Source organism: Pseudoalteromonas sp. 10-33 (assembly GCF_001469195.1).
In the GTDB taxonomy this organism is placed as follows: Bacteria; Pseudomonadota; Gammaproteobacteria; order Enterobacterales; family Alteromonadaceae; genus Pseudoalteromonas.
Window position 1 is genome coordinate 17008 of record NZ_LOFI01000002.1, and the last position, 20902, is coordinate 37909.

The 20902-nt window shown below is 38.5% G+C and carries 18 protein-coding genes; 4 read left to right on the forward strand and 14 right to left on the reverse strand.

The genetic code is table 11. The annotated features are described in order from the left end of the window. Positions 1–8: 8 nt before the first annotated feature. The 11 genes from ATS76_RS03480 to galU all read right to left on the reverse strand — a co-directional run bounded on the left by ATS76_RS03480 (position 9) and on the right by galU (position 11624). A complete protein-coding gene (locus ATS76_RS03480) occupies positions 9–1244 on the reverse strand; it encodes a WcaI family glycosyltransferase (protein WP_058551076.1) in 1236 nt (411 codons plus the stop codon). Continuing rightward, positions 1219–1791 (reverse strand): putative colanic acid biosynthesis acetyltransferase, encoded by a 573-nt coding sequence (locus tag ATS76_RS03485; protein WP_058551077.1) that lies wholly within the window; start codon positions 1789–1791, stop codon positions 1219–1221. The genes ATS76_RS03480 and ATS76_RS03485 overlap by 26 nt, the downstream gene beginning before the upstream one ends. Next, complete coding sequence (locus ATS76_RS03490; protein ID WP_058551078.1) at positions 1769–2866, reverse strand: glycosyltransferase family 4 protein; 1098 nt, start codon at positions 2864–2866, stop codon at positions 1769–1771. The genes ATS76_RS03485 and ATS76_RS03490 overlap by 23 nt, the downstream gene beginning before the upstream one ends. Before the next feature lie 76 nt (positions 2867–2942). Further along, entirely contained in the window at positions 2943–4169 is a 1227-nt protein-coding gene (locus ATS76_RS03495; protein ID WP_058551079.1) for a glycosyltransferase family 4 protein, read from the reverse strand. Continuing rightward, positions 4162–4938 carry a sulfotransferase domain-containing protein gene (locus ATS76_RS03500; protein WP_058551080.1) on the reverse strand — a complete coding sequence of 259 codons (777 nt, stop codon included), beginning with the start codon at positions 4936–4938 and terminating at the stop codon, positions 4162–4164. The genes ATS76_RS03495 and ATS76_RS03500 overlap by 8 nt, the downstream gene beginning before the upstream one ends. 21 nt (positions 4939–4959) lie before the next feature. Continuing rightward, positions 4960–6141 (reverse strand): hypothetical protein, encoded by a 1182-nt coding sequence (locus ATS76_RS03505; RefSeq protein WP_058551081.1) that lies wholly within the window; start codon positions 6139–6141, stop codon positions 4960–4962. Between the two features lie 81 nt (positions 6142–6222). Further along, complete coding sequence (locus ATS76_RS19515; protein WP_327078135.1) at positions 6223–6813, reverse strand: acyltransferase; 591 nt, start codon at positions 6811–6813, stop codon at positions 6223–6225. A gap of 1 nt (position 6814) precedes the next feature. After that, positions 6815–8167, reverse strand: a complete 1353-nt coding sequence (locus ATS76_RS03515) for a hypothetical protein (RefSeq protein WP_058551082.1) — start codon at positions 8165–8167, stop codon at positions 6815–6817. 57 nt (positions 8168–8224) lie between these two features. Further along, positions 8225–9658: a sulfate adenylyltransferase subunit CysN gene (gene cysN / locus ATS76_RS03520; RefSeq protein ID WP_058551083.1), complete on the reverse strand. Its 1434-nt coding sequence runs from the start codon at positions 9656–9658 to the stop codon at positions 8225–8227. A 50-nt stretch (positions 9659–9708) separates the two neighbouring features. Beyond that, entirely contained in the window at positions 9709–10623 is a 915-nt protein-coding gene (gene cysD, locus ATS76_RS03525; RefSeq protein WP_010557325.1) for a sulfate adenylyltransferase subunit CysD, read from the reverse strand. A gap of 113 nt (positions 10624–10736) precedes the next feature. Beyond that, positions 10737–11624: a UTP--glucose-1-phosphate uridylyltransferase GalU gene (gene galU, locus ATS76_RS03530; protein ID WP_058551084.1), complete on the reverse strand. Its 888-nt coding sequence runs from the start codon at positions 11622–11624 to the stop codon at positions 10737–10739. A gap of 298 nt (positions 11625–11922) precedes the next feature. Here galU and ATS76_RS03535 point away from each other — a divergent pair, with 298 nt between their 5' ends. The 4 genes from ATS76_RS03535 to ATS76_RS03550 all read left to right on the forward strand — a co-directional run bounded on the left by ATS76_RS03535 (position 11923) and on the right by ATS76_RS03550 (position 16679). After that, a complete protein-coding gene (locus ATS76_RS03535) occupies positions 11923–12621 on the forward strand; it encodes a transglutaminase-like cysteine peptidase (RefSeq protein ID WP_058406061.1) in 699 nt (232 codons plus the stop codon). Next, positions 12605–14611, forward strand: coding sequence for a bifunctional diguanylate cyclase/phosphodiesterase (locus ATS76_RS03540; protein ID WP_058551085.1), 2007 nt, complete (start codon positions 12605–12607; stop codon positions 14609–14611). The genes ATS76_RS03535 and ATS76_RS03540 overlap by 17 nt, the downstream gene beginning before the upstream one ends. Before the next feature lie 22 nt (positions 14612–14633). Next, entirely contained in the window at positions 14634–15179 is a 546-nt protein-coding gene (locus tag ATS76_RS03545; RefSeq protein WP_058551086.1) for a hypothetical protein, read from the forward strand. 189 nt (positions 15180–15368) lie between these two features. Further along, on the forward strand, positions 15369–16679 hold the full coding sequence (locus ATS76_RS03550; RefSeq protein ID WP_058551087.1) for an O-antigen ligase family protein: 1311 nt from the start codon (positions 15369–15371) through the stop codon (positions 16677–16679). A gap of 1233 nt (positions 16680–17912) precedes the next feature. Here ATS76_RS03550 and ATS76_RS03555 read toward each other — a convergent pair. Genes ATS76_RS03555 through ATS76_RS03565 form a run of 3 tightly spaced genes read right to left on the reverse strand, consistent with a single transcriptional unit; the run spans position 17913 to position 20901 of the window. Next, on the reverse strand, positions 17913–19772 hold the full coding sequence (locus tag ATS76_RS03555; RefSeq protein ID WP_058551088.1) for an alkaline phosphatase D family protein: 1860 nt from the start codon (positions 19770–19772) through the stop codon (positions 17913–17915). A 4-nt stretch (positions 19773–19776) separates the two neighbouring features. Beyond that, entirely contained in the window at positions 19777–20556 is a 780-nt protein-coding gene (locus ATS76_RS03560; protein ID WP_058551089.1) for a TatD family hydrolase, read from the reverse strand. Positions 20557–20574: 18 nt separating this feature from the next. Further along, complete coding sequence (locus tag ATS76_RS03565; RefSeq protein WP_058551090.1) at positions 20575–20901, reverse strand: PilZ domain-containing protein; 327 nt, start codon at positions 20899–20901, stop codon at positions 20575–20577. Position 20902: the final 1 nt, after the last annotated feature.

The following is a 20902-nucleotide window of genomic DNA, read 5'->3' on the forward strand; positions in this document are numbered from 1 at the left end:
AAATGTTATTAAATGTTGTTTGTTAGTTTGTTTATGTCTGTAACAAACTGATCAAGTATTTTGTTTTTTGCTAAATAAGTTTCTGCAAATTGGCGAGCAACTAAATTATGCGTAGTTAGATCTCGGTTTAAAATTAGCTCAAGGCCGTTAATAAAAGCGGCTGTGTTTTCGGGCTCCACACAATCATAAATACCGTTATGCTTATTGGCTATTTGGCCAAGCTCGGTGTGTGGCTCTGCGGTAACTAATGCATGCCCACCGGCCGATAAAATATTAGTTAACTTTGATGGTAATACAGCATCGGCTGCGCCCTTTTTTTGTACTACTAAATGTACATCGGCCAATGCCAACATTTGTGGCACTTTTTCCCATGGTTGTAATGGCATAAACACTACATTGTTAAGGTCTAGTTGGTTTGCATTTGCTTTTAACGTATCTACATACGCGCCAGCACCTACTAATACAAACTTAACATTAGGTTGTGCTTGATAATGTTTAGCCGCATCAAGCACTACCTCAAGCCCTTGCTTATTACCAATATTACCTGCGTATAACACTATTTTGTCCATAGGTTTAAAGCCCCACTCTTGTTTAAGTGCTGCACCACACGTTTGCGGGGTTACAAAATCGGTATCGGACCAATTTGGAAAGTGAATAATTTTACTTTCATCTACGCCCTTTCGCTTGGCGTTTTCAATCATTGAGTACGATATGGTCGATACCGCATCAAAGTGCTTCATTAACCAGCTTTCAATGCGTTTAACAAAGCGCGACACTTTACCTTCACCCATTAGGCCTAAACCAAATAATGCATCGACCTCGTAATCTTGTATGTGCATTATTACTTTAGCACCAGTAAGCTTTGCGTAAAGCAGTGTAAACGGTGCGCAAAACAAGGTGGGTTGTACCAGCATAATTACATCGGGCTTTTTAAATAATTGGCTAATTAGGGCAAAAAATGACGAAACAGCAAACGACCCTAAGTGAATAACCCGCTTTATAGTCGTTACATTTTTTGGCACATAAAGCGGGCAACGTACTACATTTACACCTTCAACTTTGCTAGTGCTATAACTAAACGCACTAAAGCCACCATGCACTTGCCATTCTGGGTAATAAGGTGGTGCAACAACAGCTGTTACGTTTAAATCACGCTTAACCAGCTCTGGGCACATCTCACCATTGTATTTACCAATGCCAGTTAACTCTGGTGAGTAATTAAGGCTTTGTAATACTAGTTTCATTATCAATCCTTGGTTTAATTGGCTTTGCGGGATTACCAATACATATCATGCCAGCTGGCATATCCTTGTAGACAGAACTTCTTGAGCCTATAACCACACCTTTACCAATTGTAACACCTGGTGCAATAAAAACATCTGTTGCTACCCAAGCTTCATCTTCAATAACAATAGGTTTTGCAAATATATCAAATGCCTCAGATTGGTAATCATGGCTTCCAGTACACAAATAGCTTTTTTGTGACACAACAGCGTTTTTACCAATCGTTATTTCGCCAAGAGTGTACAAATCAACGTTATCACCCACCCAAGAATTATCACCAATCGTTAATTTCCAAGGATATGTAATTTTTACACTCGGCCGGATAATTACATTACTGCCAATTTTTGCTCCAAAACAACGAAGTAAGAAATTACGCCATTTGTAAGCAAATTGTGGTGAGGTTGTGAATAATGTCGATTGAATTATCCACCAGGCTTGCACAGTTAAAGCACTCCGCCCTCTAAACCCTTTAGGTAATACAAATTTATTTAACTTTTGAAATATCATAATTTCTCATATCTGATAAAAGTGCAGTTAAAGCTTCTTTTGCTTTTATTTGTTCATTATCAAAGTCAACTAATCTCTTAGTTTTATTTTCTAATTCAAACCCTTGAGTGACAAACTGAAACTTGATTGCTTTAGCTATTTCTTTGGCTATATCAGAACTAGGGGTTTCCAATACAGAAAAACCGGATAGGCTTTCAATGACATCCTTCATACAACCTTTGCGCGTTCCGGCTAAAAAAACACCGTTTAATGCCGCCTCATAAAGGACTAGAGGTTCCGCTTCATTTTTATACATAGACGGAAAAATAAAGCAGTCTAAACTTTTATAGAAATCTAATTTATTTTCCTTATACAAAGGGCCAAGATATTCAATCTTTGGGTTACTAGCTACGGCTTCTGTTACTATTTTTTTTGCATCTTCATCAGCAAAAGGTCCTGCAATTTTAGCCTTGTAATCAATTTGTAATATTTCCAAATTATCACAAACTTTTAAAAATAAGCCGATACCTTTTTCAAGGCATAAATTAGCCAAATGTCCCAACATTACAGTATCTGCTATGTTTTTTTTCTCAACCTTACTTACATTTTCAAAAAAAGCCAAATTAGAGACAACTCTAATTTTTTCCTTATTAATACCATAATGTTCAGATAGCTTTTCTCTCATTTTTGGGCCTAATACAATATGTGTTGTTGCATTGCCGGCTAATTTATTAAGTATTGAAAATAAACGACTATGATTGTTTAAGTAATTGAACGAATGATGGTGAATAAAAATTCTTTGAAAAAAAATACGGCAAATAGCAATGTAAACCAAATCATAAACTTGTCCTGTACCACCATTAATTGGCCGATAGACTACACCACCAATATTGAATAACAGTTTAAAAAACATATAAAAGTAACATAATACAGTATGAGTTATCTTAAAAATCCCCCAGTACTTAGACATGAAAAATTTAGCTGCATAACTTGGCACTGTATTAATAACTGTCGGTTTCAAACCCAACTTTAGTGTCTCATTTAACACAGCTAAGTTTACGTTCGCCATACCATGTACAGGTTTTGGTAAATCCATTAAAAATAGCAATTAAAATAACCTCTATAAATTTTCAACTCCAAAATAACCATACCTTAAAACATGAAGTAACTAGCTAGATGCTAAACTTAGATTTTATAATGTGGTTGTATTGTTGCTGAGTGTATATCTCAGACCTGAGATATGCCTCTTTTGAATGATTGGACAAGAGTTCACGATCATTACAATATTTTACTATATTTTCTTCGATAGCATCTACTGACATATTCTTTATAACAAAACCAGATTTGTTGTGTTCTATTATTTGAGCACAAGCAGCTGAAGATATCACTGGCGTTCCCCTTGATATAGCCTCAACCTGTACCATTCCAAAACCATCTGATAAGGTAGGAAAAAGTAGTACATCTACAGAGTCTATTAAGGTCGGGATATCATTAGAAGCTACAGTTCCAATATACTTATGTCCAGAAAACTCTTGTAATTTAGACTTCTCAACTAATAATTCACCAGCTAAAACGAGTTCAACTTTATAACCCTTTTTAAATAACCTATCGACAGCCTCAACCGCATAATGCGCTCCTTTTCTTATAGACACATTACCTAGGCATAATAACCTTAAAGGTCTATCAGTATTGATATTAATACGCTGCTGTCTGCTGATTGATGAAGCAATGGGTAAAACAGTAATTTTTTTATCAACCCCCCAATATTCTATCGACTTTTTTGAATACTCAGAGTTAACTATAATTTCATCAGCAAGGTCTAATTCTCTTTTAACTCGCTCCTGAAATTTTTTATTCCAATGACCAGAACTTGAGTTAGCCCCCCAATCTGAATATTTTGATGACTCTTTTTGAATAAGCTCCCACTCTGCTAATCCTGGATCAACTTGGTCAAGTATAACAACTCCACCACCATCTTTACTTGCTCTCATACTTTCAAGAGCCCCTCCAGTAAAAGCAATCAAATTTTCTCCATGCTTAATTTGAGAACCAACAGTCTTAGCATATTTTCCACCATAAAAAATTAGTAACTGTTGTTTTTCGGCTAATGTTTTTGCTTTTCTAATTTTTGTTCTAAACTCTAATCCGAGTAAAAACTGCTGCCGAACTTTAGACCAAGGTAGATCTTTGTGATTGCGGCACAATAATGCTTTAACTGCAGGTGATTTAGTAAACAGAGGGATAGCTTTGGTAGCCCAATAAGGCATGTAGATATCTGTATACAAGTAATTCAATTTACCCGCAACATTTAGGGCTAAAGGTAAACTGTATCGTTCCCTAGAACCCATACAAGATACTGAAAACTCATTTTTTTTCATTTTAGTAAATAAATCAGACATAACCATACCTTGTGGCTTGCTCTAAAAATACTTTGCTAATTTTAGGTGACGAAATAATATCATCATGGTATTTCTCCAAACCTTTATTTTCCCCCGCCTCCCGTACAAAATTAAATTTATTATTATTATGCTTATCACCATCAGTTTTCAGAGTTTTTTTCATTTTATCCCGTGAAGAAAGCTCTAAAGCTTTTGTAATTATTGAATCATTTATAGAATAACCTAACTGCTTATATACTTTTGAAATTTCAATTAACGGAGAAGTTTGAAGATCTTCGTACTTTACAATAATAGCCCCTTTATCCTCCCAGCTTTTCATAAAATCCCCCCAAGCATTAAAACCATAACGCCAATCAAACATAAATTCATCAATGTTTGGTACTTTTTTACCTCGCGCTTTTTCAAGGTAGTTATGATAGCTTGATATTACAAAAAACGGGTTCCTAACAACTACTACACTTTTAATACCCTTAAAAAAAGGCGTGTATGGGAAATGTGTTTTTAAAAAAACAGGACACCCCTCGATAATTTTAATCTCGCTAAGATCCCTGTTACCTCTGATCACTGGAGAGTAATTATCTATAGTACGAAAGTTAATTCTTTCACCGCCTTCAATCAACGAGTTAACGTTTGAAACAACAAACCTAAACCAGCTGTTTCCTGATTTTGGAAATGAAGCCAGTAAAACACTTGAAGAAGGAAACTGTTTTGGTGCTTCAAATATTGCCCTAGAATAACGCTCCAATTGATAAAATAAACCTTGATACATTCAAATTTCCTATGTCTGATCTTATTTAAATTTTAAATTTATGCGTTGCATACGCAGAAGTATAATATATGGATAAACAATGAATATTAACCCTTTAAAAATTTGAGCCATTGAGCCTCTTGAGTAATAGTAATACCCCATATAGACTGATATTAAACCTACTCCTATCAGTAATTGTCTAGGGTTAAGAGAGTACTTGCTTACTAACTTAAATAGCCAAATTGTTAAAAAAACATACAAAACGCTCCCAATATACACAGCATACCAACCGAACATTGTAAAATATTCTCCAAAGAAGGGCACTGTTGTACCTGACCTTAAAGACTCTTCGCTCATTGAAATACCGTACGCTATATCTTTAAGGTGGCTATACAAATTTTTATCCGGATAAATAAATCGTGGAACAAATTGTTCAAATACTTCAATCAATGGTTTAAAGTGTACAAATGGTAAATCATTACCGTATTGTGACAAAGTTGAAGCTAAGCCGAATACACTATTAGCATCTGCAAATAAACCATAAAGCAGCGTTTCAAGATCAATATACTTTATTGCATCAAGATCTAAACCTGAGAACTTACTCCTCACAACGGTCATTACCGAAAAGAAAATCCCTACAATAATCAATGAAATAAACAGCCCAACTTTTTGTTTTTTATTGGCATCTTCATTAAAATAAAATGCCAATAAAAGAGGCCCTATAATCAATGCTATTTTATACCTTAAGCCAGTAAATATTGCATATAATAAGAACATTAGAAGTGCAACTTTCCAAGTATTCTTTCGGGCTCTTTCTGTCCCAAATGAAAATAAAATAACAGCAATTAGAACATCAGAAAATTGATAAAAAATTAACAAAAAAGGGTCAATTGTAATTAAACTTGAATCACTTAAAGCACTTGCCTTTAAATAAACATATAATGAAGAAAATAAACCAATGAGTAACAATACGTTTATAGTTTTTTTAGTCCATCCACTTTCAATATATGTCATATTGAAATTTGAAATTGGCTCAAACGTTCGATCTTTGTACATTGTAACCACTGCAACAACAATAAACACAGTGATATATATGGTAGGCAACAAATATATTTCACTTAACCAATTTGAGCCTATAAACCAGCCTCCTTTAAATTCAATCCAATACCATGTTCCAAGTAAACCATAATATAATGTAGATACAGTAAAAACTGTTAAAAACATCTTTGTTATCTTAGACTTTAATATTGATATTGTGCCAAGATATAAAACTACTAAAATTCCTACCAATAGTATAAACATCTATTAAAGCTTCCCAATCCAAGCTTCAAAAGGTGCACATTGGTTTACCGGCTTATAGGATAAATTTTTAGTGCGTATACCTACTTCCACTGCAGGATTACCAGCAACAATAGCATAAGGCGGGACATTACGAGATACCACTGCGCCAGCTCCAACAACTGCTCCCTCTCCTATTGTAACGCCTGGTAATATGATTGAATTAGTTGCAATCCATGCGAAGTCACAAACTACAATTGGTTTTGATGTTAAAGGCCACATTGAATCTCGCAGACTATGAGTACCTGTTAGTAAATGCGAACCACTATTAATCACTACACAATTGCCAATAAGTATTTCATCATGTAGAGCTAGATGAACACCTGTTGATATTGAGCTGTGCGCTCCTATACTTAGTAGTTTACCTTTCCCTTTTATGTCAATTTTTCCTATAAAAGCAGAACTTTCAACTTTTGCTCCTAACGAGTTGAGAATTATCTTCCTAAAAATAATAATGGAAATTGCCGGAAAATGAATACAACGTTTAACCCATACAACAAACCATCTTCGACAAAACAATCGCGGTCGTTCGCGGTTCGAAAATAAATATAACAGCATATCAGTATTTCAACCTTAAATTAAAAACATCAATTACATATCTTTGTAAAGACGATTGAATGACTTTGTTAGCTTCAACAGCAGAGAAATAAAAAATAAAAAATTCAGCTAAAACTATTGCGATTGCAGCTGACTCAAGTTTTGCAATTGGAAATAAAAACCAAGCTAAAATTACAGAACAAAACGAAGTAAATAGAAATATAATAGAAAAACGATTGTGACTATTCGTCGCCATTAAAACTATCCAGCTAGATTGACTGCTAATATTTAGTAATGCAGCAACTAAAAGTAAATAAAATAAGTGAACTGAATAAACAAAATCATCACCTAACCAAAGACTAAAAAGAAAATCATGTACAAATATCAGGGCAAAAACGCTAATAAAACCTATACACAGAGCATAACGCGAAGCACCAATGTAAAGTTTTTTCATTAATTTATAATCAAGTAAAGCAAACGCTTTTGTGATTTCGGGCCAAATTGCCTGATTGACCATTGTTACTATTTGCACAATAATTCGAGATAAGGTTCTAAGTACATTAAACTGTGCCACTGCTACGGCACCCAGTACACTGCCAATTACCAAAGTCATTCCTTGTATACTTAAAGCTAATCCTAACGGGAAAGACATAAAGGCAACCCCTGGTTTTATCATCTCTTTAATAATTCCAAAGTCTGCACTTTTGATAGAAAGACTGAAACTTTTAGAGGTATTAACTAGGCGTATATACATGAACAAGTATCCGAGTATACGACCAAATAAACCCGCAATAGCAAAGGATAATATCTCCCCGCCCATTATTAATGCACCAATGGCAAATAACCACTCTAACAAACGAGTTGTATGAGAAAGAAATGTACCTTCAGCATACTTATCTAAACTCCGATACGCTGCACATAACACATTAACTTGCATACTAAACAAAACTTGAAATGTAAGTATCAATACAATGTAGGTAACTTCAAGCCTATCCATTGAAGTTATACCTATATTTTCACTGATGTTGATAGTGCCGAATAAAAGCAATACAAATATAAAAATTAAACTGGACATAACCAGATTAAATGCTATCAGACTATGAAATGTAGATATTACATCTTCTTTATCATTTTGGGCATTCTTCATAACCATGCGATTACTAGCAATAGCACCAATACCAAAATCACTCATGGCCAAATAGGTTGGTAGTGCACTCAAAATTAACCATTCGCCAAAATTAACCATACCCCAATAATGTATGAACAAGGGTACACTCACAAGTTGAGTTAATACAGTAATGGCTTGCCCATATGCATTTGCGCTAACTCCTCTTATTAAGCGTGTATATAGCCCATTATTTGTTTTTTTTATCACTCTATACCTAAGGTGTTTTTTAATTACGTTCAATGAAAAGAAAATTGTTATCAAAACTTATTTTATTTTGATACAAGCCCACTCGGGAAAACATCTCCTAATATAAGCATTTAACTCAATTTCAGACGGAGTATAAGCTCTATTTTTACGCTTTAAGCTAACGGCTGGCAGCTCTAAAGCTTCAGTGTGCGAGCTAGTCTTTTCTATCATACCCGCTCCCACTGTTACATTAGTGAGCCTATCGATCACGATAAATGAGCCTGTGCCATGCACTGTGTTATATTCGTCGATAACTACAGGACTAGACGTGCTTATATTACATGAACCAATTTCGTTAAGTTGCAGCTCATTTACGTCTACATTTTGTAAGGTGTTTACATCAATTTTGTGGTTAATTTTTTCTATTCGGCCGTAAGTGTTTTTTGTACCTACTTTAAATTCGTATTCTTTACCTGGTTGTAGTGCTGTTTCGTCCATCCAAACAAGTGTTGCTTCAAACTGCTCAGACGTGGTGGCTAGGTTATTTGATTTAACGATTACATCCCCACGTGAAATATCAATTTCGTCGTTGGTTGTTAATGTAACTGCTTGGCCTGCAAATGCGCTTGGTAAGTCGCCGTCAGCTGTTACTATGCTTTTTACTGTTGATGATTTACCAGAGGGCATAACCGTAATTAAGTCGCCTACATTTATTACACCACTGGCAACAGTGCCACAAAAGCCTCTAAAGTTTAGGTTTGGGCGCGTTACAAATTGAACAGGAAAACGGAAGTCTTGCAGGTTTTTGTCTTCATTAACGGTTACTGAGTTAAGTAATTCCATTAAGGTTGCGCCTGGGTACCAATTCATCGACTCAGATTTATTAACCACGTTGTCGCCACGCAATGCCGATATTGGTACAAAGCGAATATCGGATATGTTTAGATCAGCAGCGAAGGCTTTATAATCGGCTTTTATTTTACGATATTGTTCTTGGCTAAAGTCGATTAAATCCATTTTGTTAACAGCAACAATAACGTGTTTTAAGCCAAGTAAAGAAGCAATATATGAATGGCGCTTAGTTTGCATTTGCACACCGTAACGCGCGTCTACCATTACAATAGCTAGGTCGCAATTTGAAGCGCCTGTTGCCATGTTGCGGGTGTATTGTTCGTGCCCTGGGCAGTCGGCAATAATAAATTTTCGGCTTTCGGTTGCAAAATAACGATACGCTACATCGATAGTAATACCTTGTTCGCGCTCTGACTGTAGGCCATCAACAAGTAGCGCTAGGTCAAACTCACCATCGGTTGTGTTAAACTTTTTAGAGTCGTTTTTTATAGCTGACATGTGATCTTCAAAAATTAATTTTGAATCGTGCAGTAGTCGGCCTATTAATGTTGATTTGCCATCGTCTACATTGCCACATGTTAAAAAGCGCAGCATGTCTTTGTCTTCATGCTTTTGAAGGTAGGTTTCTATATCTGTTTCTAGTAATGTTTGTTCGTTCACGGGTATTCCTTTAACAAAATTCTTTAAAATTAATGATGCTTAAAATTGGCTCAAAAGTAGCCTTCCATTTTTTTCTTTTCCATTGAGCCTGATGAGTCGTGATCGATTACTCGTCCCTGGCGTTCAGATGTTTTAGTTAACAGCATTTCTTGAATAATTTCGGGTAAAGTGGTGGCTTCAGACTCTACCGCTCCCGTTAGTGGGTAACAACCTAATGTACGAAAACGCACTTTTTTCATCATAGGGACTTCACCTTCTTTTAATGGTAAGCGTTCGTCGTCTACCATTATTAAAGACCCATCGCGTTCTACAACTGGGCGTGTATCTGCCAAGTACAGTGGAACAATTTCAATGTTTTCTAGGTATATGTATTGCCAAATATCAAGCTCGGTCCAGTTTGATAATGGGAAAACACGAATACTTTCACCTTTATTAACTTTGCCGTTGTAGGTATTCCATAGTTCTGGACGTTGGCTTTTTGGATCCCAACGATGGTTTTTATCGCGAAATGAATAAACTCGTTCTTTGGCTCTTGATTTTTCTTCATCGCGGCGTGCACCACCAAATGCGGCGTCGAACTTATGCTTATTTAAGGCTTGCTTTAGGCCTTGTGTTTTCATTATGTCAGTGTATTTAGCACTGCCATGATCAAATGGGTTTATATTTGCGGCAATGGCTTCTTCGTTTTTGTGGACGATTAAATCCATATCGTATTTTTTTGCCATACGGTCACGAAACGCAATCATTTCTTTAAATTTAAAGGTGGTATCTACATGCATTAATGGGAATGGTGGCTTTGCAGGGTAAAAAGCCTTCATACATAGGTGAAGCATCACTGCTGAGTCTTTACCCACAGAATACATCATTACTGGGTTATCAAACTCTGCTGCTACTTCTCTCATTATATGAATAGACTCAGCCTCAAGCTGCTTTAAATGAGTCATTCTTGCTTGTGATATTTCCATTTTATCTCTCGCGATGCGTTAACGTATTTAAGTAGGTATTACAGTTTATTGTGACCTACTATAAATTTTATATTTATATGATTTACCAACGTTTGAAGTTTAAACGCTAGTTATTAAAACAACTGTTTAACTTGCTTAGTAAACTCTTCACCCATGTGGCTTGATTGCATTGCATATTCAACATTTGCCAACATATAACCTAATTTAGAGCCGCAATCGTGCGATTTACCTGTTAGGTGGTAGGCTTCAAGCGTTTCGAGGTGGCGTAGTTGCAGTAATGCATCGGTAAGTTGTATTTCGCCGCCTGCGCCCGGTGGTGTGTACTCAAGCAAATCCCAAATAGTGGGCGATACTACATAGCGGCCTGTTATGGCTAGGTTGCTCGGTGCTTCGTCGTTATTTGGTTTTTCGACCATATTTTTAATAGTTGCGTTTTGGCCCGCGCTTATGTTTTTACCGGCTAGGTCTACCACGCCGTATTGGTGTACTTGCGCTTGCGGTACGGGCTCTACCATTACTTGGTTGTGGCCTGATTGGTCAAACCGGTCGATCATTTGGCTTAGGTTATCGGTTTTTGGGTTTGACTTGTACTTGTCGATTATTACGTCGGGTAGCATTACAGCAAAAGGGTTATTGCCTACTATGGGTTTAGCAGCCAGTACTGCATGGCCAAGGCCTAATGGGGCCGATTGGCGAACCGAAATTACCGTTACGTCTTTTGGTACTATTGAGCGTACTTCTTCTAATAAACTACGTTTTACGCGTGCCTCTAGTGTGGCTTCTAGCTCAAAGCTGGTGTCAAAATGGTTTTCGATCGAATTTTTAGACGCGTGCGTAACCAGTACTATTTCTTTTATGCCTGCGGCTACGGCTTCGTTAACTACGTATTGAATTAAAGGTTTGTCGACCAGGGGGAGCATTTCTTTTGGTATTGCTTTGGTGGCTGGCAACATGCGCGTGCCTAAACCTGCAACTGGGAGTACGGCTTTTAATACTTTCACTTTAATTCCTTTTTTATTTTGTTTTTAAAATCACAAAAAGGCCAAGCAAAAGCTTAAATCCTTTTAACGTAAATCACATACCGTGTGAGCTTATTATTATACACAACACAATAATGTACTCAACTATAAAAACATCCTTTAATACTGTTTTTTTGTTAATTTTTTGTTGCACCAAAATAACAAGCAAGCGCCCTATTTTAGTGCTTTGTAGCACTTTTTACTTATCTACCTTTTTTGTTGTAATAATACTATACTTAGCCGTGCTGTTTATTAGGGATTTTTAACTAAAGGAACGTATGTGCGCTTAGGTGTTTGCATTTTAATTGTTATGTCGTTTTTTGTGTATGCGCAAGATGCACTTATGCATTTGCGTAACAGCGATATACTTGCCCGTGCACAACAGCAATACGGCGCTGCTGGCTACACACGCATAAAAAACTGGCTTAGCTTTATTGATAGCAGCCAAAGTAAAAGCGAGTGGCAAAAAATACACCTTGTTAACGACTTTTTTAATAAACACATACAATACAAAAACGACGATGAGTTGTGGCAACAAACAGATTACTGGGCAACCCCGCTTGAAAGCTTAGGCGTAGGTATGGGCGACTGCGAAGACTACGTAATAGCCAAATACTTTACACTAATTGCACTGGGCATACCCGAGCATAAAATACGCTTTATGTATGTGCGCCAAAAAACAGTAAACCAGCCACACATGGTATTAATTTATATTGAAGAGCCCAACCAAATACCCCTTGTGTTAGGTAATTTTAATACTAAACTTTTACCGGCTAATAAGCGCCCCGATTTAAAACCTATTTATAGCTTTAACGGCCAAGGTTTATGGCTTGCTAAAGCAAAAGGGTTAGGCAATAAAGTAAAAAATAGCCGTGGTGTGTCGGCCTGGAACACCATGCTACAACGAATAGAACACGGTGAGCTTGCGCCCATCGCACGTAACAATAAAGGAACTACTAGTTATGTCGCCAATTTTTAAACACGGTTTAAGCTTAAAAACACAAGTTTATGGCCTTATTATTTTAATATCGGTTATTTCGTTTTTTGTACGCGTAGCAACCGACGTACAAGCAACCCGCCAATACTTACAAACCCAAATGGGTAGCCACGCGCAAGACACCGCAACAAGCTTGGGGCTTTCTATTTCGCCCTACCTTGACGACGAAAGCTTAATGATTGCCCAAACTATGGCTACCGCTATTTTTGATAGTGGCTATTACACGCAAATAAAATACACCGATACACAACAAAATGTAGTGTTTGAGCTTACTAATCCTAAACGGGTTGAGTCGGTGCCTAATTGGTTTATAAACGCAATACAGCTTAGCGCCCCCACCATGAGCAGCGAGCTTAATAATGGTTGGGTAATGGCCGGTACGCTTGAAGTAACCAGCCATGCTGGGCAGTCGTACTTAACGCTTTGGGAGCATACTAAACGTAGCTTTTACGGATCGTTTTTATTATTAGCGGGATCGCTTGCGGTGGCGTTTTTAATTTTAGGTACGGTGTTTAAACCTTTAAAAGCAGTAGAACACCAAGCACAATTAGTTACCCGTAAACGTTTTACACTAAACCAGCAAATACCAGTAGCCCGCGAGCTACGTACGGTAACTAAAGCCATAAATAATATGGTAGTTAACTTACAAAGCACGTTTGACTCACTTACTAAACAAACGCAAACCCTTACCGAAGAAGTATACATAGATTCGTTAACGGGGCTGGGTAACCGCCGTTCGTTTGAAAACCATTTTAACTCGGTGGTACCCGCAATTACGCCCGATGCGCCAATAACCGCGATGATGATCACCCTGCCCTCGCTTGCTAACATTAACCAAACTGTTAGCTACCAAGATGGCGACCAACACGTTTACGATGTAAGCACTACGCTGCAACATATTTTAGGTGAGCTAACTAATACTAAAATATTTAAACTAAACGGCAGTACGTTTATAGCGCTTGCCCCGTTTGACGTGCCTTTTTTAAATAAAACGCAGTTAGATATTAACGATGCCTTTAGCCAAATGAAAAACAGCTTACATGTAAACGGCTTTGCTAACTTGGCGTTAGTTAATGTAGAAAAAGGCGCTAGCTTAGGGAGTGTGCTTTCGGCGCTCGATACCGGTTGTACTATTGGCGAAACTGCCGCAAACAATAAAGTAGATAAAGACACCCTATTTAGCGTTAAACAGTGGCGTACGCTTATTAAGTCGATTATTGACTCTGGCGAGGTGAGTTTTTCGGTGCAGGCTGTTAAACAGGCTAACTCAGAACACCAGCAGTGTTATTTTGAGGTGTTTGCGCACTTTATTCACGAGGGTGAAAAGGTAAATAACGGCCATTTATTTGCTATGGCCGAAAAACTTAATTTAACCGAAGAGCTCGACAAAAAAATAATACGCAACTTTGTAAACGTTAAAGAGCAATACCCAAAAGACGTGTTTGCGCTTAATTTAAGTAAAGCGTCGTTATATTCTACCGACTTTATAGAGTGGCTTACGCTTTACGCCACTACTAAACCTATTTTAAAAAATAACTTACTGTTTGAGCTGCACGAAATAAGCTTGCTTTATAATGTGCACGTGGCCAGTTTGCATATAGATGCCATAAAAGATATTGGTATTAATGTGTGTGTAGAACACTTTGGCACGAGTTTAACGTCGTTTAGGTACTTGCAAGGGTTAGATATTGAATTTGTAAAAATTGACGGCAGCTACATACAAGATCTGCTTGATAACACCCAAAGCCAATTTTTTATTCAAACCGTTAATAATATTTGCCATGGTTTTGGTATTAAAGTATTAGCCTGTTTAATAGAAAAACCTGAGACTTTAAAGGTACTTGAAAAACTAGGCTGCGATGGCGTACAAGGTAATTTAATAATGGCACCCTCGCAAATAGTAAAAACTAATAATAATGGCGTAAATAAAGAGTTTACTTTTTGCCCTAATACGCTAAAATTTTGTAATTAGACACTCAACCATGGGACGAGATATGAAAAAACTACTTTTAGCTGGCTTAATTGCTAGTGCAAGTGCGGTGATAACATTACCTGCAAATGCACAAGCAGATAGCTCAGGACTTGTAAGCGTATTAAATAACGCATCGGCAGATGCTTCGCCGGAGCAACTTCAAGCTGATTTACTTGCTGCTATTCAAGCTGCATGTAGCGATTGTTCTGCTGAAGACGTAGACGCACTAATTAACGATGCTATCGCTGCAGTAGGCGCAGATAACCCGTTAATTGCTGATGTATTAGGTGCAATGAGCGCTGCTGGCATTGATAGCGATACGCTAACACTTGCTGCTGTTAGTGCTGGTGTAGATGCTACTGTTGCTTCTGAAGCAACTGCTGCGGGCCCTAACGGTAACAACGCAAATCCAAATGCACCTGGCCAAACGGCTGGTGACAATGCTGCACCTAACAGCAATGCTAACCCAAATGCACGTTCACGTGTTCCTGGTTTTGTTAGCTTACCAACACCTCCGGGTGCTGGCGGTAATGGCGGCGACGACGGCATTTCTGAAGTTGGTAACTAATACCACCTATTTAGTTTAAAAGCGCAGCCAATTGGCTGCGTTTTTTTGTGATTGTATTTTGCTGCTGTGTAATAATGTAAAGGCATAGTGGTTAGATATTAGTTTTCAGAAGTCAGTTTAAAGAAATAGAAGTTAGAAGTTGAAAGTCATTTTTTTAGAATTTAGTATTAACTATTTATAGGGATATAAGTGAATCGTTTTATTTTTGCTTTGTTGTGCGGCATTTTATTTTTGCTCCCTTTGCCGTTAGGCAGTTACCGCCCTTGGGCTATATTAGCAATGGGGGTGTTAATTAGCGCTACGTTTTTAACGCATTTAGTTTATAGTGCTGTAAATACTAAACACCCGTTGTACCCTCCTTTATATTCTTGGCCTGTGTTTGCTACTTTAGGCGTTGTTGCGGCTGTGTGTGCTGTGCAAATATTTACGGTGAGCGTTGACCCTTTTCAAACAAAACACATGCTGTTAAAAACCAGTTTTATGATTATGTTTTGCTGGCTTATTTTTATTTACTGCAATACGGCACAGCGTATTAAACAGCTTATTTATGCCATTATTTGTGCGGGGGTTTTTCAGGCGTTATATGCAAGTTACTTAAATTTATCGCCCGATGTAATAAGCCCTATTTTTGGCTATAAGCACACCGACCGCGCTATTGGTACATTTACGTATTCCAACTTTTTGGCTAACTTTTTAGCACTGTGTTTATGTTTGGGTATTGGTGTGTTGGTAAGCGAGTTAAAACGCGCTAGTGGTAGGCATAAACAAACGCTTAAGCAAACTTTACGGGCTTGGGCCGAAATACTTTTAAGCTCTAAAATTGTGTTACGTATTTCGTTAATTATTATTATTGTGGCGCTTATTTTAACGCGCAGCCGTATGGGTAACTCGGCCTTTTTTATTGCGTTAATGGTGGTAAGCTTTTTGGCGCTGTTTGTTTATAACAATAAACCTAAGGCGTTTAAGTTATTAATAGTGAGTTTTTTTATTATTGATTTAATCATTATTGGCGCTATTTTTGATGTTGAAAAAGTTAAGCAGCGTATTAGCGAAACCAGTATTGCGTCTGAAACGCGCGACGAGGTGGTACGCGATTCTATTCCGCTTATTTTAGATAAGCCTTTATTGGGTTCGGGCGGCGGTACGTTTTATACGGCGTTTCCTGCGTATCAGTCGGAGCCGTACTCGGGTTATTACGATAATGCCCATAACGATTATATTCAATTTGCTGTAGAGCTGGGTATACCTGCTACGGCTACTTTGGGCACGCTTATTTTGTATTGTTTGTGGTTGTGTGTGGCTACTATGCGTAAACGCAAAACGGCGTTGTTCCAGGGTGTGGCTTTTGGTTGTGCTATTGCGATTATTGATATGCTGTTGCATTCTTCGGTAGATTATTCGCTCCAAGCTGGTGCAAACTCTATGCTGTTTATGGTTATTTTATGTTTGGCGATTTTAAGTAATAAAATAGTTGTTAAACGTGTACGCAGTTTTAAATAGGTAGTTTTCAGTTTTCAGTTTTCAGTTTTCAGTTTTCAGTTTTCAAAAACACTTTATTTAGGTAAGTAGTTATATATCTAAATAATTAAACTAACACTGTGCATTGCTAAGTGATTATGTCACCACCGAGAAGTGAAGGAGAAGCCAAGGAGAAGTAATTTAAGGCTGGTAAATATTTTTTGGGTTTAACTTTGTTTATCTCTGTGTAGCGCCAGCGACTCTGTTTTCTCGGTGGTCATATTTTTTATAAATAACAAGAAGCTGCGCTTCTAACGTGAGCAAGCTCTACGTCTACAAAATAAAGTCAAACTTTACACCGTAGACGCGCAGCTTGCTGGCGTATAAAAGCAACGCTTTTACATATTTATAATTAACGCGACAGCAAGCAAGGCGCCTACAGTAAAATCAACACCCGGTATTACTAAGTGATTATGTCACCACCGAGAAGTGAAGGAGAAGCCCAGGAGCAGTGACAAAACCAATCTTTTTAACTCTGTGTAGCGCGAAGCGCCTCGGTGTGCTCTGTGGTCATATTTATAAATAACAAGAAGCTACGCTTCTAACGTGAGCAAGCTCTACGTCTACAAAATAAAGTCAAACTTTACACCGTAGACGCGCAGCTTGCTGGCGTATAAAAGCAACGCTTTTACATATTCATAATTAAAGCGCCAGCAAGCAAGGCGCCTACAGTAAAATCAACACCGTACATTGCTAAGTGATTATGTCACCACCGAGAAGTGAAGGAGAAGACAAGGAGAAGTATTTAAAGGCTGGTAAATACTTATGGATTTAACTATGTTTTTCTCTGTGTAGCGCCAGCGACTCTGTTTTCTCGGTGGTCATATTTTTTATAAATAACAAGAAGCTGCGCTTCTAACGTGAGCAAGCTCTACGTCTACAAAATAAAGTCAAACTTTACACCGTAGACGCGCAGCTTGCTGGCGTATAAAAGCAACGCTTTTACATATTCATAATTAAAGCGCCAGCAAGCAAGGCGCCTACAGTAAAATCAACACCGTACATTGCTAAGTGATTATGTCACCACCGAGAAGTGAAGGAGAAGACAAGGAGAAGTATTTAAAGGCTGGTAAATACTTATGGATTTAACTATGTTTTTCTCTGTGTAGCGCCAGCGACTCTGTTTTCTCGGTGGTCATATTTTTTATAAATAACAAGAAGCTGCGCTTCTAACGTGAGCAAGCTCTACGTCTACAATAAGGGCAATGACGGGCTTTATTTATGTTCTAGGTCGAATTCGGTGGTGTGGCCGTCGCCGTGGATGAGTTGGTATTGTGATAAGTCACCTTGCTTTAAGGTGATTAAGCTTATTGCGGAGTCGCTTACTAAATACTTTTGGCCTTCGCCTACGGTTTGGTGTTTATCTACTTCCATGTGCCAGCGTTTAGTGAAAAAGTTAAGCGGGCTTTTGGGGCCGTATAAAATAGAGTCGAGTTTATCTAATATGTTTATTAACTTACGCGGGAATTCGTTTTTAATCCCGCTTGCGGTGAGTTGCCATATACGGTTTGGGTGATCGCCAAAACGCTTTTGCACCGAAAAACAAAACGAATAATGTACATCGCCCGATAAAATAAGGGTTTCGTTTGGTGTGTCGGTGCGCCTAAACGTGTCGAGTAGTTTTTTAGCCGATCCCTCGTGTGCCATCCAGTTTTCTACGTCAACCATAAGTGGTTGGCCGCATATATTAAAAGCCGCTTGAATGGCTTCTATTGATTTAACTCCAAATACCGGCGCTGGCGACACAATAATTACTTTATCGTGGCTTAGTAGGCTTTCTTCCAGCTCGGTAAGGCGCTCCCAATCAAGCAGGCCTGATGGCTCGTTAAAATTGCTTTCGTTACGCCAGCGATGCGTGCGGGTGTCGAGCACCACGACTTTTGGTATTGTGGTTAGCTCGTAATGCCAATGGTTAAATTCGTTTAAGGGTTTATCAAACGCTTTAAGTTGCCATACATTTTTAGCACTTAAGCTTTGTTTAAATGGCGTTATTAGCGCCCCTGTTTTTGCCAGCGCGTCGTTACCCATGCCTTGGAAAAGCCAATAACTTATTAGGCCATTATTTACAATGCGTTTACTGCTAGGGTTTTGGTTTATGGCTTGCTCCCACCCTGCGGTGAGGTTCCAATCGTCGGTTACGTCGTGATCGTCAAATATCATTAACGTCGACACATTAGCAAATAACCGCTCTACCTCGCTCAGCCCTTTTGAATAACCAAGCAATGCTGACTTTTCGGCATTAAAAATACGTTGATGCTCTTGGTTTTGCCCTGTGTATTGACTGTTTTGTAAGTCAACACACTGCCACGCAGCGGCACTTAAATTAAGCAGGTATAAAGCAACGTATTCTTCAAAATGAATAAGGTGGTTAAAGGCTTTAACGCTTGAAAAATGCGGCTCGTCTTTTTTAAGCCAATAACCCACACCGAGCTTTGAACGTTTTTGCCACGGCGTTTTAGGTAAAAAATGATGCCGATTATAAAGCTGTTCGTTTAACTGCTCTGGTAGCGGCAACGCCATGGGTTGTTCTTTATAAATACCTAACTTTTCAATAAGCTGATGAATTACCAATAGCATAGGCCCTGCTACATCGTCGGCGTAAACTTGGTCGCCGCTTAAAAGCAGTAGTTGTGCACCGGGCGTATTTTGGCTGCGCTGAGTGCTTTGCCATTGGCTTGCGGTGACTAGGCTGTCTTTTGCGGGGTGATGCGCGTTACGGCACGAGCCATGAAGTATGCTGTTTAGCGTATTAGGTATTACAAATGCTGGGGCTGAATGATTGTTATAAGCCCATGCTGATAAATCAATCTCATTGCCATCAATTAGTAATTGATAGGCCAGTAAGGTGTCGAGCACAAAAGGCGCGTTGGTAGGTTTAATTACCACATAGTGCAAAAACAAGCGCTCGCCCAAAGCAATAGTTTGTTGCTCGCTCACACTTTGCGTATTAAGTATGTTTATTTGGCACTGTGCGGGTTTTGACGTTGCAAACACTATGCACACGCCTGTTTGCTCAGCACGGCGCACCATTGGCCCCATAAGTAAAATAGGAAGTTGCGCCGCGTGAGTGCTCATAATATTAGCCTTTAGCTGCTAATTTAAATAGCGAGTAAAAGTTATCGGTGGTGGCTTTTGCCAGCTCGTTAAAACTAATGCCTTTTAACTCACTAATGTAATAGGCTACGTCTTGCACGTAAGCGGGTTGGTTAGTTTGCCCACGGTGTGGCACCGGTGCTAAATACGGCGAATCGGTTTCTATTAGTAGTCGGTCGAGTGGAATTTGCTTTACCACGTTTTTAAGCTCTACCGCATTTTTAAACGTTACAATACCCGAAATAGAAATATAAAAACCCATATCGATGGCTTTTTTAGCCATGTCCCAGTCTTCTGTAAAACAGTGCAGTACGCCGCCGCAGTTTTCGGCTTTGTGCTCACGCATTAGGTTTATGGTGTCGGCGCGGGCGTCGCGTGTATGTATTATTAGTGGCTTTTGTAGTTCGTTAGCCACCTCAATGTGGCCTACAAAACTGGCTTGCTGCACGGCATGGGTGTCTTTTGCGTAGTAGTAATCAAGCCCCGTTTCGCCTATGGCGACTACTTTATTGTGTGATGCTAAATCAGTTAATTGCTGTTTGTTAAGCGCGTCTTTTTGATCGAGCGGATGCACGCCACACGAGGCAGATACATCGTCGTAGTGCTTAATTTTATCAAGCATACTTGGAAACTGGTCAAGCGTTACGCTTACACACAAAAAATGTTCAACCTGTTTGGCGCGTGCTTGGTCTAGCACTTGGTCTAGGTTTAAATCGAGTTTATCAAAATCAAGACGGTCTAAATGGCAATGCGAATCTACAATCAAAATTGATCCTGTTTTTTACTACATGGTGTAAGTTGGATTACCGGAGTTTAACATAGTCCCCAGTAGTTTTTCGATCTTGGAATTTAGGTTTGTTTTGTCGTCTAAAAAGCTAATACCTATACCTGGTGGATTTGAGCTTTGCGCACCTTGTGGGGTGATCCACGCAACTTTGCCGGTTACTATGTCGTCTTCGAGTGCGTCGGGAAGGGTTACACGTAACGCCAGCGAGTGCCCTACTTCGTAACGCATGTTAGTGCGCACAAATAAGCCGCCTTTTTTTAAGTAAGGCATGTAACAGCGATATAATTCGTCTAGGTCGTCTATATCTACTAATAGCTCTTGCATG